At 44.3% G+C, this 16,632-nt stretch carries 18 protein-coding genes and 1 tRNA gene; 4 read left to right on the top strand and 15 right to left on the bottom strand.

Translation table 11 applies throughout. The features are described 5' to 3' along the window. Positions 1–57: 57 nt before the first annotated feature. Positions 58–357, bottom strand: a complete 300-nt coding sequence (locus KSP24_RS23650; RefSeq protein WP_007428083.1) for a 4a-hydroxytetrahydrobiopterin dehydratase — start codon at positions 355–357, stop codon at positions 58–60. Positions 358–474: 117 nt separating this feature from the next. Next, a complete protein-coding gene (locus KSP24_RS23645; protein WP_216976934.1) occupies positions 475–768 on the bottom strand; it encodes a hypothetical protein in 294 nt (97 codons plus the stop codon). A 187-nt stretch (positions 769–955) separates the two neighbouring features. On the opposite strand from KSP24_RS23645, the gene motA reads away from it, so the two are divergent. Together motA and motB are read left to right on the top strand one after the other, a co-directional pair. Continuing rightward, positions 956–1,750, top strand: coding sequence for a flagellar motor stator protein MotA (gene motA / locus KSP24_RS23640; RefSeq protein ID WP_013368736.1), 795 nt, complete (start codon positions 956–958; stop codon positions 1,748–1,750). Then, on the top strand, positions 1,743–2,570 hold the full coding sequence (motB, locus tag KSP24_RS23635) for a flagellar motor protein MotB (protein WP_013368735.1): 828 nt from the start codon (positions 1,743–1,745) through the stop codon (positions 2,568–2,570). Before motA ends, motB begins: the two co-directional genes overlap by 8 nt. A gap of 136 nt (positions 2,571–2,706) precedes the next feature. Here the strand turns inward: motB and rluF are convergent, their stop codons facing one another. Then, positions 2,707–3,408 (bottom strand): 23S rRNA pseudouridine(2604) synthase RluF, encoded by a 702-nt coding sequence (gene rluF, locus KSP24_RS23630; protein ID WP_014599354.1) that lies wholly within the window; start codon positions 3,406–3,408, stop codon positions 2,707–2,709. A gap of 50 nt (positions 3,409–3,458) precedes the next feature. Continuing rightward, on the bottom strand, positions 3,459–5,735 hold the full coding sequence (locus KSP24_RS23625) for a PAS domain S-box protein (protein WP_025677178.1): 2,277 nt from the start codon (positions 5,733–5,735) through the stop codon (positions 3,459–3,461). Between the two features lie 328 nt (positions 5,736–6,063). Between KSP24_RS23625 and tadA the strand changes: the two genes are divergently transcribed. Both tadA and KSP24_RS23615 read left to right on the top strand, forming a co-directional pair. Beyond that, positions 6,064–6,561: a tRNA adenosine(34) deaminase TadA gene (gene tadA / locus KSP24_RS23620; RefSeq protein ID WP_013368732.1), complete on the top strand. Its 498-nt coding sequence runs from the start codon at positions 6,064–6,066 to the stop codon at positions 6,559–6,561. Positions 6,562–6,620: 59 nt separating this feature from the next. Further along, entirely contained in the window at positions 6,621–7,178 is a 558-nt protein-coding gene (locus KSP24_RS23615) for a GNAT family N-acetyltransferase (RefSeq protein ID WP_025677175.1), read from the top strand. 124 nt (positions 7,179–7,302) lie between these two features. Here the strand turns inward: KSP24_RS23615 and KSP24_RS23610 are convergent, their stop codons facing one another. From KSP24_RS23610 to guaB, 11 genes are all read right to left on the bottom strand, one after another. Further along, positions 7,303–8,379, bottom strand: coding sequence for a hypothetical protein (locus KSP24_RS23610; protein WP_014599350.1), 1,077 nt, complete (start codon positions 8,377–8,379; stop codon positions 7,303–7,305). Between the two features lie 195 nt (positions 8,380–8,574). Further along, on the bottom strand, positions 8,575–8,730 hold the full coding sequence (locus KSP24_RS23605) for a small acid-soluble spore protein P (RefSeq protein WP_014599349.1): 156 nt from the start codon (positions 8,728–8,730) through the stop codon (positions 8,575–8,577). 72 nt (positions 8,731–8,802) lie between these two features. Then, entirely contained in the window at positions 8,803–8,973 is a 171-nt protein-coding gene (locus KSP24_RS23600; RefSeq protein WP_216976932.1) for a hypothetical protein, read from the bottom strand. Positions 8,974–9,000: 27 nt separating this feature from the next. Beyond that, positions 9,001–9,342 carry a hypothetical protein gene (locus KSP24_RS23595; RefSeq protein ID WP_013368726.1) on the bottom strand — a complete coding sequence of 114 codons (342 nt, stop codon included), beginning with the start codon at positions 9,340–9,342 and terminating at the stop codon, positions 9,001–9,003. Positions 9,343–9,487: 145 nt separating this feature from the next. Next, a tRNA-Ser gene (locus tag KSP24_RS23590) sits at positions 9,488–9,576 on the bottom strand. 93 nt (positions 9,577–9,669) lie between these two features. Then, on the bottom strand, positions 9,670–10,950 hold the full coding sequence (gene serS, locus KSP24_RS23585; protein ID WP_216976930.1) for a serine--tRNA ligase: 1,281 nt from the start codon (positions 10,948–10,950) through the stop codon (positions 9,670–9,672). Between the two features lie 36 nt (positions 10,951–10,986). Next, a complete protein-coding gene (gene pdxT / locus KSP24_RS23580) occupies positions 10,987–11,553 on the bottom strand; it encodes a pyridoxal 5'-phosphate synthase glutaminase subunit PdxT (protein WP_216976928.1) in 567 nt (188 codons plus the stop codon). A gap of 16 nt (positions 11,554–11,569) precedes the next feature. Beyond that, positions 11,570–12,451: a pyridoxal 5'-phosphate synthase lyase subunit PdxS gene (gene pdxS, locus KSP24_RS23575; protein ID WP_013368723.1), complete on the bottom strand. Its 882-nt coding sequence runs from the start codon at positions 12,449–12,451 to the stop codon at positions 11,570–11,572. Between the two features lie 132 nt (positions 12,452–12,583). Next, entirely contained in the window at positions 12,584–13,906 is a 1,323-nt protein-coding gene (locus KSP24_RS23570; protein WP_419539284.1) for a D-alanyl-D-alanine carboxypeptidase family protein, read from the bottom strand. A 279-nt stretch (positions 13,907–14,185) separates the two neighbouring features. Continuing rightward, entirely contained in the window at positions 14,186–14,578 is a 393-nt protein-coding gene (locus KSP24_RS23565) for a hypothetical protein (RefSeq protein WP_216976924.1), read from the bottom strand. Between the two features lie 188 nt (positions 14,579–14,766). Further along, a complete protein-coding gene (gene guaB / locus KSP24_RS23560; protein WP_017427215.1) occupies positions 14,767–16,224 on the bottom strand; it encodes an IMP dehydrogenase in 1,458 nt (485 codons plus the stop codon). Positions 16,225–16,632 lie beyond the last annotated feature (408 nt).

Here is a 16,632-nt window from a genome sequence, read left to right as displayed (position 1 = left end):
AACCGCGATGTTGTATAGCGAAGGCGCTCTTAATATATACAACAGATCATTATAAAATCAATGACTGCTGCGCATTTTTTCAAAAGCTTCATTATATTGTTGGGCTTCCTTAATATCTACGGCCATAATACCGCCATCGTCCCAAGAGGTCAAACGCAGAGTCACGGTCTTGTAATCAATCGTAATAAATGGATGGTGATTGAATGCCTCAGATATAGCGGCAACTTCATCCACGAATGCAATTCCCTTCATAAAACTGGAAAAATTATATTTCCGAACGATCCAACGTCCTTCCTCCAGTTCCCAGCCCTCCAGTTTCTCCAGATGTGCTTCAATCTCTTCTTGTGTAAAAGGCATGTTACGAACTCCTCCCCGTTTATACGGAAGCCTTTTAGCCGCTTACATGCGGCCAAAACTACGATATATTGGTGTACATATTACCACGGCCCCGTTGATAAATCCATAAGACGGCCTTCAAATCAAAGGGACCGACGTCAGCTCCTCATCTCCGATGAGTACATAGATCCGGTACTGCTCCGGCTCATAAATCACAACGCCGCTGCCTACAGTAATTATGGGCTCCGTACCCAGTGCATAAAATAGGTCTTCTGCCAAAGCTTCATTGACTTCCTGACGCCCCATCGGGTTCAGCCTGTCCCAATCTTCTGCTTCCATTTCAAAAAATTCATAGCTATCTGGGATGCGTCCCACAGCCTCTGTCAAATCGTTCAAAATTTGTTCATACTCGCGCCCATGCTTTACTCCCATGCTATTTCCTCCAATGGTTCAGCGATTCAATACATAATCACTTTATTATACCGGAAATTGGCCCTTAACAAAAAAGAGAGTTTTGTCGATAAATACTATAATCCGTCTCATAATGACGCGCTTGGGGCAAGGACGACCCATGCGGCATGAAAGGATTCAAAATCTATTCTCATGGATGAGGTGTATCATGCAAATTACAACCATTATTGGACTTGTGCTCGGGCTTTTGTCACTGGTCGTCGGGATGATCCTGAAGGGCGCGCCAGTCGTCAATCTGGTCAATAATCCCGCTGCTTACATGATTATTTTCGTCGGAACAGCAGCAAGTATATTCATGGCGTTTCCGATGGATGACATGAAACGAGTGCCAAAGCTGTTTAAAATTATTTTCACCCAGCAGAAATTGCTGGATCGCAAGGAGCTTATCGGTACATTTACCGAATGGGCATCCATTACCCGTCGTGAAGGTCTGCTCGCGCTGGAATCCAAGGTCGAAGAGATCGACGATCCCTTTATGCGCGGCGGTATGCGAATGATTATCGATGGTAATGATCAGGAGTTCGTACGCGATGTTCTGATGGAAGACATTAACGCTACCGAAGATAGACACCGCGCTGGCGCACTGATTTTCTCCCAAGCCGGTATGTACGCTCCAACACTCGGGGTACTTGGTGCGGTTGTAGGTCTGATCGCCGCTCTGGCCGACCTTAGTGACATGGAAAAACTGTCCCATGCCATTGCAGCCGCTTTTATTGCAACGTTGCTCGGTATTTTTACAGGTTATGTCCTATGGCATCCAATGTCCAACAAGCTGAAACGGCTATCCAAGAAAGAAGTGGAACTTAAGTTAATGATGGTCGAAGGTCTGCTTTCCATTCAATCTGGTATCTCGACGATTGCCATCAGCCAGAAGCTAGCAATCTTCCTAACTCCAACCGAACGGGCTTCGATGACCCAGAAGGATGGCGATTCCAGTGAGTAAAAAGAGACATGAACCGCATGAAGAGCATGCTGACGAAAGCTGGCTGTTGCCATATTCCGACTTAATGACCCTTCTGTTGGCTCTTTTCATTGTCTTATTCGGTATGAGCTCGCTCGATGCCAAAAAATTTGAAACTATGGCTCAATCCCTGAGTTCAGCTTTTAGTGGCGGTACTGGCGTGCTGGATCACTCAGCCGCGAATCCGTCGTCACAATCCATGGATATGGGCAAAAATAAAGAAGAGGTATCACAACCCTTAAAATCGAAAGCCACTTCCACCTCTGATCTGCAAAAGCAACTCGCCCAGCGGGAAGAAGAAGATTTAAAGAAGCTTAAAAAGCAAATGGATCAGTATATTCAAAATAACGGCCTGTCCACCCTACTGAACACCAAGCTGAACCAATCCCAGCTGATGATCACCATTAGTGATAATGCCCTGTTTTCATCCGGGCAGGCCGAAGTAAAGCCAGAAGCGAGAAAGCTGGCCAAATCCATTTCCAGCATGCTCCAGCAGTTTCCTGGTTATGATGTTATCGTATCCGGTCATACGGACAATGTACCTATTTCCAATAGTCAGTTCCCGTCCAACTTTGATTTGAGTGCCAAGCGTTCGCTCAATTTCTTGCGTATTTTGTTGCTCAATCCGCAGCTCGATCCTACCAAGTTTGTATCCATTGGATATGGCGAGTATCGACCATTGGCAGGCAATCAAACTGGAGCAGGACGCGCCAAAAACCGTCGTGTCGAAATTTCCGTTCTTCGCAAATATCAGAACGGTACACAAGTTATTAGTCCTACCTCAAGCTCGAATGAAGGTTGATCATGAATATGTTATATGAACAAAGGCACCGCCGCATTTTTTATGCAGCTGGTGCCTTTTACTTTAGGGATTTCTGTTCTCTAGCCCTGTCATATACGAGGGACAAGCGCTGTAGGCTATAAGAAGGCCTCTGGCATTAGCTAAGTGTATAATCAAGCATCTGGCCCAGTTCCAGCTTTTCAGCCTCTGTTAAATCACGCCAGGCGCCTTTCTGAAGGGATCCCAAACGAATATTCATGATTCGCAGGCGCTGCAGTTTCTTAACTTCATAACCGAAGGCAGCACACATACGTCGGATCTGACGATTTTTCCCTTCTGTCAGGATAATACGGAATACATACTCAGATACACGTGTTACTTCACAGGGCAGCGTTCGATGACCGAGTATCTTTACACCGCTGGACATCCCCTGCACAAAGGATGGTGTGACCGGACGATCCACTGTTACGATATATTCTTTCTCATGTTTGCCTTCTGCCCGTAAGATCTTATTCACAATGTCCCCATCATTGGTTAATAAAATGAGACCTTCCGAATCCTTATCCAGGCGTCCAATTGGAAATATCCGCTGCGGGTGCCCCACAAAATCGACAATATTGCCTCTAATGTGGCTCTCTGTCGTGCTTGTAATGCCCACTGGCTTGTTCAATGCAATATAGACGTGATCGGACTTATCGCGCAGTGGCTTGCCGTTCACACGGACGTCATCGCCTTCCTCCGCTTGACTCCCCAGCACAGCCACTTCGCCGTTAATCGTCACGCGGCCGCTCTCTACCAGCTTGTCCGCCTCCCGGCGCGAGCAAAAGCCAGTTTCGCTGATAAATTTGTTAATGCGCAACCTGTGTACCCTCCATTTCTACGAACACACTTCCTTCTGCCCCCAGCTCATTACTCAGGTTTGGCGATAGGAAGCTGCACGAGGGCGGTTGTTCCCTCTCCCTCTGTGCTTTCAATATCCAGTGTGCCTTTATGGCTCTGTATAATACGCTGGCTGACCATAAGCCCTAGTCCTGTACCTGTTTCTTTGTTTGTGACAAAAGGTTCTCCCAGCTTGGATAGCATTTCTGCGGGAATACCTGTTCCCTGGTCCCGTATGAAGATTTTAACGCTTTCTCCCTCTAAGAACAAATGAATTGTGATGATGCCACCTTTACTCATAGCCTCCATGCTATTTTTAAGTAAATTAATGAATACCTGTTTTAACTGATTTTCTTCAGCATATACCAAGGCAGGCTCGTCCGTGACCTGAAGGTTGAATACAATACCCAACAGATGCGCCTGGCTATCCAGTAAAGAAATAACATCACTCACAATATAACGAACATCTTTTTTCTGAAAATGCACTGCCTGTGGCTTCGCGAGTATTAAAAACTCGCTAACGATCAAATTAATGCGATCCAGCTCAGACATCATAATATCGTTGTGTTTCATATTCAACACTTGATTTTGCTGCTGTAGTTGTAGGAAGCCACGTAGCGTGGTTAATGGATTACGAATCTCATGCGCTACGCCTGCCGCCAGTTGCCCTACGGTTGTCAGCTTCTCTGATCTACGCAGCAGTTCTTCCATCCGGTTGCGCCCCGTAATATCACGCGAAACACAGATAAAGCCTAAGATTTCGCCTTGTTCATCCAGAATAGGGGACGTACTCATACTAATCTCTACTGTACTTCCATCCTTACGCATTCGTAGGGTCTCACTTGATACGATGCTTTCTCCCTGAAGCAGGCTCTCCTTCTGAAATTCATACTCCTCCTGTTGCTGCGGAGGTACAAACTCCAGCTTACGGCCAACCAATTCCTTCTTAGTCCATCCGTACAAAGCTTCGAAGGCATGGTTAACCCGAATAACACGATCCTCCTGATCGGTTACATGAATCGCATCTGCCGTCTGATTAATAACCGATTCTAGATGCTCCTTTACAGAACGGTTTTCTTCATACATCTGTTCAAGTCTTCTCGTATACATCCCCAGATTGTAGGCCATCGCATTGATGCGCTCACCCAGCCGTGCAAGCTCATGGCCGCCCTTAATTTCTAGCCGTGTATCAAAATGGCCGTCAGCCATCTCGTTCACTTTTCCCAAAATCGACTGAATCGGACGGACAAATAGGCTGGCGAGCACATAGCTTCCAATGATCACAACCTCCAATAGAACAATGGAAATAGCAACTAAACTAATCAATTGCTTAGATATAACAGAAGCGATTGTATCATAATTCATGACAATACGAATGACATAGGCATCACGGTTTGTCGGATAAAAAGGTATGTAACTGACAAGCACTCGTTCGCCTTTAATATAGCAATCTTGTACGATACTCTCTCCCGAAAGGATCGCCCTGGACACGGCCAAACGATCCTCAGGCACTCTCGTTAGTTGATACGTGCCGAATTGGATCGGTTCGTTGTACATGTAATAGTGTTTTCGGTCGTTACCGTTCTTGTCCATCGTAGCGCCACCAAAGGTTGCAGGGTTGATTCCTGTTATCTCCAAAATGCGATAATCCACTTGCTGAGTCTGCTTCACAATCTCAGCTGGACTCAAGATAGGTATAAAATCCTGGACTGAAGTATCCTGGAAGGATACTCGAATTAAGTAGTTGCGTTTTTGGTCATAATAAAATCCCCATTTATTAATATGTGAGGAGGCTGAATCTGTGTAATCAAAAGAACTGGTCCAAAAATGATCCAGATTCTGACCATGTGCCATGGCCACCTGTCCATGCTCATATAATTGGTCAACTGCATTTTTCCAATACCCCATTAATGGATCGGATGACGTTAGCTCTTTAGGATTCGAAGATTTGACAACCTTATACCCCTGTCCATCTCGGATCATCAAAGAGATATTAATATCCCTGTGAAGTGTAGCTATCTGTTGTAGCTGTTCCTGCTGGATATTTCGGATGTCGGGATCAAGCTGATTGGCAGCCAACGTAGCAGAGAGCCACAGATTATATCCGAGCTGCTTGTCAACAGCCTCCCAACTATGTCGGGTTTGTTCAATAGCTCCTCCGATGATTTTAGCCGTCAGAACCATTTTGGTTTCACTGTCACTTCTTAGATTTTCGTGGGTCGTGTAGTAATTGAGTGCGATGTTTAACAATAGGATAAACAGGACCGACCCCGACAAAATGATCGTTATTCTGATTTTTATCGACACACTGATTTCTCACCTCTTGCCGTATGCTGGCGATTACTGGCAATTGCTAACTCAATGATACCGTAATAGTGCCTGGGATACCAGCATTTACATTTACCGGATATACATAAATACACATCCTGTGAACAATGTTGTCAATAGGCGAGCATTTACCTACAATGTATTAAGATAATCATCCACATATAGTCCACAAATACACAGATGTTATTATAAACTGTGGATAAACCTGTGGACAAGTATGGTGTTATCCACAATTTTATTCACATCATGTTAACAACGGAATACTTGTTCGTTGGATAATTCCGCGTTTGAAAGGAGTATTTTTCCAGTGACCATTATGGATCACGCCTATTGGATGAGAGAAGCCATTCAGGAAGCGTACAAGGCAGAAGCGTTGGGTGAAGTCCCCATCGGAGCTGTCATTGTAAAAGATAATGAAATCATCGGTCGCGGCTACAATTTGCGCGAGACCGACACCGACCCAACTGCACACGCAGAGATGGTTGCCATCCGGCAGGCCAGTGAGCATTTGGGAGCTTGGCGCCTGCTAGATTGCAGGCTGTATGTCACTTTGGAGCCGTGTCCGATGTGCGCTGGAGCCATTGTGCAATCACGCGTCCCCCATCTCATATACGGCACCACAGATCCCAAGGCGGGCTGCGCAGGCACGCTAATGAATTTATTGCAGGAGCCTCGGTTCAATCATTGTACAGAAGTAACCAGTGGTGTACTTCAGGAGGAATGTGCCTCCATGCTAACAAACTTTTTTCGGCAGCTCCGGCAAAAAAGAGCGGCTGCCAAATTGTCTCCTCCTTCATCATCCTGAGGAGGAAAGTCTAAAGCTCTTCATCTCACTGCTAATTCCTCATGAAAGGAGATCACCCCATGCCTATGAGCTTGTATAATACGCCTCAAGGTATCTTTTTACGTCCCCTAAGCTTGGAGGATGGAGAAGCTCTTCTCGCCCTTAGACTTCGAAATAGGGACTCTCATGCGCCCTATGAACCGCTGTATGAGGATTCATTTTTCACTTTAGAGAAACAGCAGGATTACATCCGTGAGAGATTGCGCCAAGCGGAAGAAGATCGAGGATACTTGTTTGGTATCTTTCTCCTAAAACAAGAACGGCTGATAGGTTATATCTCTATTTCCAATCTGGTGCGTGGAGTTGGACAATTCGCCGATGTCGGCTATATGATGGATCAACATGAGCAGGGAAAAGGGCATATGACGGCTGCCTTAAAATTGATCATACAGTATGCCTTCCGTGCCTTATCTCTACATCGCCTCCAAGCAGGCACCCTTCTCCATAATGATCGCTCACAACGCGTATTACAGAAGTGTGGCTTTCAGCCAGAAGGTATTGCTCGCAAGCTGGTACAGATTCAGGGCGAATGGCAGGATCATCAGATGTTCGGAATTCTAGCTGAGGATCACGTGTGACGAATCTCAATAACCGCACGAAGGATAACTTATTCATAAACAAAGAAAACCGCCCGGCCTACGCCGAGCGGTTTTCTTACATCACATTCGAAGGAATGATGTTTGTAATCATGTTACCTCCTAATTAAGGAGATACAGTTTGCATTTTTTGTTGTAGCTGTTCAATAGTCAGGACTTGATCAGCTGTTGGAATACCCACTTTAAATGCTGCTTTTTCATTGATTTTGCTGTATTGCGAGTAGCCTGTTACAGACAATTTCACATTGTCTTTCGTAGAAGGATCATTCACTTCCACGTTCGCATTCAGATCTTGATACACAGGAACGTTATCCTTGTTCAGAGCAGTGTTAATGTCAAACTGTTTCACTGTCAAATAGTTCTTCAACTCATCCAGCTTTTTGCTGACTTCGCTGGTGTTGGATTGCAGTTCTTTCTTCGCTTCAGCCAGTTCTTCCTTCTTCACTTGAAGCATGCTAGCATATTCGTCTTTAGACATAATATCTAGGACCTTAGGAAGCGCCTTAGTAATAAATGTATTAGTCGCTTGCTTCACATTGTCGTTCGTGATTTTAAACTGAACCACTTGTTTAGCTTCAACGCCTTGTGGCAATTTAGCATCTTTAGGATCAATATCAAAGAAATACGTAGCTTGATCATACTCATTCATAATCGCAGCAATCACTTCGTTCGCAAATTTCTGCGATTTTTCCTGATCCATAGTTGCAGGGTTAAACTCTTGTCCTGATTGTTTAGCCAGTTCTTGTGGATCAATGAGTAGGAATTTACCTACAACATCCTGTGGAAGCGGGTAAAATGGAATATTAGGAATTTTAACGTACAATTTATCTTTAGTCATTACCATTGGAATCGTAAAGCTGGTAGAAAGATCACCTTTCAAATGAATGCCCAGCGTCATTTCAGATTGGAAAGGTTCTTTTTGGTATACACCATCCATTGTAATATCAGCATTTTTCAGCATGCTAGTTACCATTGCACTTTGCTCAGCTGGAACAGAAGCGGAGGTAATTGTCAGTTCCTTAACGGTAAATTGACTTTTGGATTCATAGGAATTCAGCTTCATAGCATTTGCTGTACCGGTCGTAACAGCTTCCTTCGGTTCTAACTTCTTGCTACAACCTACCAGCGCTACCGTCATAAGCAACACCATAGTGAGGACCAAGACGGATAACTTTTTACTCATTGTGTAGATTCTCTCCTCTCAAATTAACCCCTTTTTTTATGCTATAAAAAAATACACACCCTCTATTTTAACTCATATTCACAAACGGCGAAACACTTATTGGAAAATTTTCTTACAATAAGCACAAAGACACCCTGGCTCTCTAACCAGGGTGTACTATACTTTGTAATATTTTTAGGAGAAAAGTCTGACTGCTTATGAACCTTGTCTGTTGTGGTGATCGACGTGATTCCGCTGTTTCACCTTCTTGGAACCGGATAGGGGCTCTTGTTGATGACTACGCTCACGCTTTTCATTACTTCCGCCAGAATCCTGGGCCTCGGGAACAGGAACGGCTCTAGGCTTGCCCATTTACGCATCCTCCATTCTAAGTCTAAATTATTGGTACATCAACAAATCCGTTTATTACCATTTAAAATAGGACTATAGATGGGTCAGATCTTCCGTTTTATCGTGATTCAGTGAATCCTGATGACGACGATCATTACGATCCTGCTGCACTTGCTGTGCCTGATGACTATTTACTGGACGTTGCTCCAAATCATCGACAACGTTGGACAGGTTTTTATCCAGTCCATTTTTGGCCTTTGTCATGTAGCCTACCTCCTCATTCCTTCATGACTACGAGTGTGTCAATGATTGTAATGTTTGAGCACATTGGTGAATGTGCCGAGTATAATCGGACACCAGCTGTTGAATGATATCTGTTCGTTCATCCACAGACCGCCCGTCACGCTCTACATCGACTAAGCTAACCTGTACTTCCCGGGAATCTACATACGTACACGCAAAATCAAAGGAGTACATTTGTCGGCCTTCTACCTCGATATGGATTCGTATAGCCCGGTTATCGGCTTCATCTGCCTGTACCTGTGTTTTATCCCCTGAATTCAAAAGAATCGGCAGTTGTTCCTGCCAGGCCTCTACCAGCTTTTGCTGATCTACTGTCATTTCTCGATTCATGCCAGCACCTCCACATCTGATAACGTGTGAAAAAAACAGGCTTTTTATACAACAAAAAAGCCATTCTTCACGATTCCTGATCATTAGCATATAGAACCTAATGTACCAGCTATCGTATTTGAATGGCTTGGTTTTATTTAGAATATGGCGGAGAGGATGGGATTCGAACCCATGTGAGCTTGCACTCTAACGGTTTTCAAGACCGCCCCGTTATGACCGCTTCGGTACCTCTCCAGGTGGTAAATGGATAAAGCTGCTTCCCTCTATCAAACAACTCAGGCGCAACAAAATTATTTTACCACAGAATTTTTAAGAATGCAAGGCTTACTATTTAGGAGTTATAACCTCAATGCCTCGCATATATGAACGCAGCACTTCGGGAATCACAATGCTTCCGTCCTCTTGCTGATAGTTCTCCAAAATAGCAGCTACAGTCCGCCCTACAGCCAATCCTGAACCGTTCAGCGTATGTACAAATTCAGGCTTTGCCTTCGCATCTGGACGAAACCGGATGTTTGCACGACGTGCTTGGAAGTCTTCTGTGTTGGAACAGGAAGAAATCTCACGGTACATGCCGCTCTCAGGCAACCATACTTCCAGATCGTACGTTTTGGCAGACGTAAACCCCATATCCCCTGTGCAAAGTACCAGCACCCGATATGGAAGTCCGAGCAGCTGCAAAACACGCTCAGCGTTATTCGTCATTTTCTCTAATTCTTCATAAGAGGTATCCGGGTGAACCAGCTTGAGCATTTCCACCTTATTGAACTGATGCTGACGAATCAAGCCACGTGTATCACGTCCTGCAGATCCTGCCTCTGAGCGAAAGCAAGAGCTGTATGCCACATAATATTTAGGAAGCTGATCTGCATTCATAATCTCTTCACGGTGGTAGTTCGTTACCGGAACTTCGGCCGTAGGAATGAGATAATACTCAGTATCACGCAATTTAAACAAATCTTCTTCAAACTTTGGAAGCTGACCCGTTCCGTACAGACTGTCCCGATTTACAATGTATGGAGGTAGCATTTCTTCATAACCATGCTCACTACTGTGCAGATCCATCATAAAGTTAATTAGCGCACGTTCTAAACGCGCTCCCAGTCCCTTATAGAACGTAAAACGAGAACCCGTCACCTTAGCTGCAGCCTCAAAATCAAGAATATCTAGATCCTGAGCCAACTCCCAATGTGCTTTGGGTGTAAAAGGAAACTCGCGCGGCTCTGACCAGCGACGAATTTCCACATTGTCCTCTTCCGAAGCGCCTACAGGCACAGTCTCATTGGGGATATTAGGAATCGACATTACCAGTTCGTCGATCTGAACTTCCAGTTCACGCACTTGCTCATCCAATTCTTTAATACGATCGGAGACCTGGCGCATTTCAGCAATAAGATCATCCGCATTTTCCTTATTCTTCTTCAACTTGGCTACTTCACCAGATACGACATTCCGACGATTTTTGAGTCCTTCACTTTCCTGAAGCAACTCACGACGGCTTACATCCAGATCTGTAAAACCATTAATCAGATCCAGAGATTTACCTCTGTTCTGTAAAGCTTTCTCAACCCGACCAAGCTCATTACGCAAAATCTTTATATCTAACACAGGTGATCCCTCCTACACTACAAACCTGACTTTCCGCTATCCGCGGACCATATCCACAAAATACTGATGTAACCGGAAATCGTCTGTTAATTCCGGATGGAAGGATGAAGCCAGCAAATGACCCTGACGGGCTGCCACAATCTCGCCGTTATACTCAGACAGCACATCTACTCCCATTCCGACAGATTGTATTAAAGGCGCGCGTATAAACACCGCACGAACCGGCTCCTCAATCCCTTTAATGTTCAAGTCTGTTTCAAAGCTTTCTCGTTGGCGACCAAAAGCATTACGCGATACTGTAATATCCATTAGTCCCAAATGTACTTCTTCCTGTCCTTGAATCGTTTTGGCCAATACAATCAATCCCGCGCAAGTGCCAAATACAGGCTTGCCTTGATTGGAAAATTGACGTATAGCCTCTATAAAATCATACTTGCGCATTAGCTTGCCGATAGTTGTGCTCTCACCACCGGGAATGATAAGACCGGACAGCTCATCGAGCTGTTCGATCTTCTTCACTGCTATACCTTCAGCACCTGCACGTTCAACGCTTCGTATATGCTCAGCCACAGCGCCTTGCAGCGACAATACCCCTATTTTCATGCCGGCCCCTTCTTTCTTACCAACCACGATCCTGCATGCGCTCATGCGATGCCAGTTTGGAAATTTCAATGCCTTTCATAGGAGTTCCCAAATTCTTGGACACTTCTGCAATCAGCTTGTAATCCGTGTAATGAGTGGTCGCTTCCACAATTGCCCGCGCAAATTTCTCAGGGCTGTCCGACTTGAAGATACCAGAGCCTACAAAGACACCATCAGCGCCTAAATGCATCATCAACGCAGCATCCGCAGGTGTTGCTACACCGCCTGCTGCAAAGTTGACCACTGGTAGCTTACCAAGCTCATGCACTTCCAACAGCAGTTCATAAGCAACTCCGAGGTTTTTCGCTTCTGCATACAGCTCGTCCTTCGACAGGTTTTGCACCTTGCGAATTTGACCATTGATAAAACGCATGTGACGAACAGCCTCAACAATATTTCCAGTTCCCGGTTCACCCTTTGTACGGATCATAGATGCGCCTTCACCGATACGACGCAATGCTTCCCCTAGATCCTTGGCTCCACAAACAAATGGAACGGTGAACTCCCGCTTATCGATATGGAATACCTCATCCGCAGGTGTCAATACTTCGCTCTCATCGAGGTAGTCAACACCTAGAGATTCCAGTACCTTTGCCTCAACAAAGTGACCAATACGAGCCTTAGCCATAACAGGAATAGAAACAACCTTCATTACCTCTTCCACAATCGTAGGGTCAGCCATGCGAGCAACCCCACCCGCTGCACGGATATCCGAAGGCACTCGTTCAAGAGCCATTACGGCTGTAGCGCCTGCTGCCTCAGCAATTTTAGCCTGTTCAGCGTTCATGACATCCATGATTACGCCGCCTTTTTGCATCTCTGCCATACCTCTTTTTACACGCGAAGTTCCCGTTTCCATGTCGTTGCCTCCTGTAAGGGTTACGTTTAGATTTCTAACTTAAGATTTTACCGTACGAACGCCAAATACACAATCATTTCAAGTTGCAAAATAAGTAATACAGAACAGGTTAGACCGGTTAGCGTTTCATCTTTAGAAGAGATTTTTAATTCCCTGGAACAAATCGCCGAAGAAATCACCAATTGCCCGGAAAAGCATTCGGAACCAACCACCCTCTTCTACTGCTGTAGTTGTAACCAAATCAACAGTTTTCGTCTGGCCTTTATCCACGCCATCCGTTTTGTATGTGTACGTAATCGTTCCGACTTTTGCCCCTTGCTTCAAAGGTGCCACGAGAGAGCTTGCTGGTGTTATATTCGTTGTAAAGGTTACCTTAGGATTGCTCGCACCCTTAGGTACGATAAAACTTACTGCATCTTTTGTGACGATCGGCACTTCTGTTTCCGTACCTTTGGTCACAGGCACATTCTCAACGCCCTTAACCACCGTCTTTGGAGCCACAACCTGCTTCACTTCAAAATTATCAAAGCCATAGTTCAGCACTTTAGCCGTCTCTGTGAAACGGTGTTCATCAGAGTCTGCGCCCATAACTACACTAATGAGGCGCATTCCGTCGCGCTCCGCTGTTCCTGTAAAACAATTACCTGCATTATTGGTATGACCTGTCTTCATTCCATCTAAGCCAGGATAAGCAAACTTTCTAAAGTTAGTAATATTTTTGTTCGCTTCTAGCATCCAGTTATAGTTAATAATCGGTGCTTTGTCGGTTGGACGGAATTTGTACGACTGAATCGTGGTAAACCGTGTATAATCTGGATGATCCTTAATAATATAACCCGCCAGAGTAGCTGCGTCTCTCGCAGTCATCACAGTTTCCCGGTCAGTGTCCGGTTGAAACCCTGTAGGCATATCCTTGCGGTCCAAGCCAGTCGAGTTGATAAAATACGTATTTTTCATACCCATTTTCTGAGCTGTTTCATTCATTAGTTTTACAAAGTCCTGCTCGGTTCCAGATACACGTTCGGCAAGAGCTACTGTTGCATCATTGGCAGAACCTACTGCCATGGCAATATAAAGCTCTTCTACCGTATGTTGATCCCCCTGGGCCAAAAAAATACGTGATCCAATACTCTTAGAAGCATTCTCGTTAATCGTAACCTTATCCGTCCATTTGAGCTTGCCTTGCTTAACCTGCTCCGCTACGATGTACTCTGTCATCATTTTGGTCATACTAGCTGGCGGGAGCGGCTCATCTGGATTCATAGAGAGCAAAACCTGGCCAGTGGAAGGCTCAATCAAAATGGCGGAACGAAGTGCTAAACTAGGAGGATTAATAGATCCTGTGCCTGTAATTGTCTTTGCCTCTGTTGCCGCTCCAGCAGCAAAAGTAACCACGTTCGGATCAAAATTTCCTACAACCGGTAATGCTGACATGTACATCATATTTAACAGCATTACAGCAGTTACACTTTTTTTAAATACCTGACTTTTTTTATATTTGTTTTGACTTATGTTAGCTTTCAATGAATATGGACCCCTCTCTAAATTGCACTCACTTAAATAAATTCTGTAAAGCCGATTATTTTAATATCGGTCCACCTATGAATATAAGTCACTCAGCTACTAAAACAATTCTTATCTATTCTATCACAGGGTTTTACGCAAAAAAAGGACAGATAGGATAAAGCTCTATCTGTCCTTCTGTATTAACATTTAATCTAAAAGTGATATGCTTTATTCAATCCAATGCCCCCAGCTACCAGTCCAGTTAAACCCAATAGAACCACTAACAGGTGAAGAAGATATATTTTCAATACGTATATTGTATTCACCAGTTCTCAAATTTGTAAATGTTCGAGATTGATTGTTTTGAGTAAATGTAGCACTAAGCTCATTTCCAGAAATTATATTGTAAACTACTACTCTAATTGTTGAACCATTTGGCAAACCATTAGCAGAAACAGTTACACTACCACCACTATTTACCTGTAACGCTTGCATCAGGCTTTGTTTTCCACCAGCTACTAAGTTAAAACTTGTAGAACCGGTAGCAGCAAAAACGGGTACAGCAACTAACATAGCAATAAGAAGAGTAATAAGGCTAGTAAAAGCAAACTTTTTTTTCATTAAAACTTCCATCCTCTCTAAAAATAGTAAGTTTGTATCTCTCACATCCAATATAACACAATATTTGTAACAAATAAACATATAGTTCCTAATTTTTTTCTGCTTATAAATTTCAATAAACTCGTTTGTAAAAAGACAGGCAGAGCGAAATGCGCTCTGCCTGTCTTCAAATCAAATACAGCTGAATTCTATAGAGAGTAGTTTGGTGCTTCTTTCGTAATCTGCACATCATGCGGATGGCTTTCGCGCAGACCTGCACCTGTAATACGGATAAAGCTTGTATCGTTACGAAGCTCCTCAATATTAGCAGTACCACAATATCCCATACCAGAACGAAGACCGCCCAACAGCTGGTGAACAGTGTCGGAAAGTGGCCCTTTATAAGCAACGCGTCCCTCAATACCTTCCGGCACCAATTTCTTGTCGTCATCTTGGAAATAACGATCTTTACTACCTTGCTTCATCGCAGCCATAGAGCCCATACCACGATATACTTTGAAGCGACGTCCTTGATAAATTTCCGACTCGCCTGGGCTCTCTTCCGTACCTGCAAAAAGACTTCCCAGCATTACTGCAGAGGCCCCTGCCGCAATGGCCTTTGTAATTTCACCAGAGTATTTAATACCGCCATCTGCAATAATCGGAATATTATATTCACGTGCTACTGTTGCACAATCATAAATAGCTGTTATTTGTGGAACACCAATCCCTGCAATTACGCGTGTTGTACAGATAGAGCCTGGACCAATACCGACCTTAACGACCGATGCTCCTGCTTCAATCAATTCGCGCGTTCCGTCACCTGTAGCTACATTACCTGCTACAATCGTCAGATCAGGATATGTTTTACGCAACTCGCGGACTGCTTCAATAATGTTAATATGATGGCCATGAGCGGAATCCACAACAATCAAATCCACACCAGCTTTTACAAGTGCTTCAGTCCGTTCAAACGTATCCTTGGAAATGCCGACAGCCGCACCGACCAGAAGACGCCCTTGTGCATCCTTCGCTGCGTTCGGAAATTGAATAGCTTTCTCAATATCTTTGATGGTGATCAAACCTTTGAGGTAGTTCCCTTCATCGACCAGTGGAAGCTTTTCAATTTTATGCTTTTGCAAAATGACTTCCGCTTCCTGTAAAGTCGTGCCTACTGGTGCAGTTACTAGTTCTTCCTTCGTCATGACTTCACTAATTTTAAGATCAAAGTCGTGAATAAAGCGAAGATCACGGTTAGTAATAATACCCACCAATTTGTTCTCTTCGTTTACAACAGGCACACCGGAAATACGATATTTACCCATAACGGCCTCAGCATCGGATACCAAGTGATCCGGAGTCAATGAGAATGGGTTGGTGATAACACCGCTCTCTGAGCGTTTAACCCTATCTACCTCTACCGCTTGCTGTTCAATCGACATATTTTTATGAATAACACCAATACCGCCCTCACGAGCCATCGCAATTGCTAACACTGCCTCAGTAACAGTATCCATACCAGCACTCATTAAAGGAATGTTCAGCTTCACGTTATCACTCAAACGAGTCGCTACGCTTACTTCTTTGGGCAGTACCACCGACTTACGAGGTACCAACAAAACATCGTCAAAGGTAAGGCCTTCCTTACCGAATTTATCTTCCCACACCAAGATGATCCTCCTTCAAAATGTTTAGTCTGTATTGGTCTTGTTGTCTGTCCGACATGGACAAATCAAGGCTCTCTGAAAATATATTATTGCAATCTTAGCAAAGCGGTATAGGGGTGTCAAGCCTTCATCAACAGCCCTAACCCGTAGTATTTCCCTGTACAAACAACTGTACTCCTACGAAGGACAACTATTATAAACAAACGGCTTTAAAGGTACCTCTCTACTTACAAAAGCATATTTCACTTTGAGTAAGCAACAAAGGAGTAAGAATATAAATAAATCCACTTATATACAAAAAAGGATCATGATCTCAAAAAGATCATGATCCTTTTTACTTGTTGCTTGGCAACGTCCTACTCTCCCAGGACCCTGCGGTCCAAGTACCATCGGCGCTGGAGGGCTTAA

It is taken from the genome of Paenibacillus sp. AK121 (assembly GCF_019042715.1).
GTDB classification, from domain to species: Bacteria; Bacillota; Bacilli; order Paenibacillales; family Paenibacillaceae; genus Paenibacillus; species Paenibacillus polymyxa_C.
Note: the sequence above shows the minus strand (reverse complement) of the source record. Positions and strands in the feature narration are given on the sequence as shown.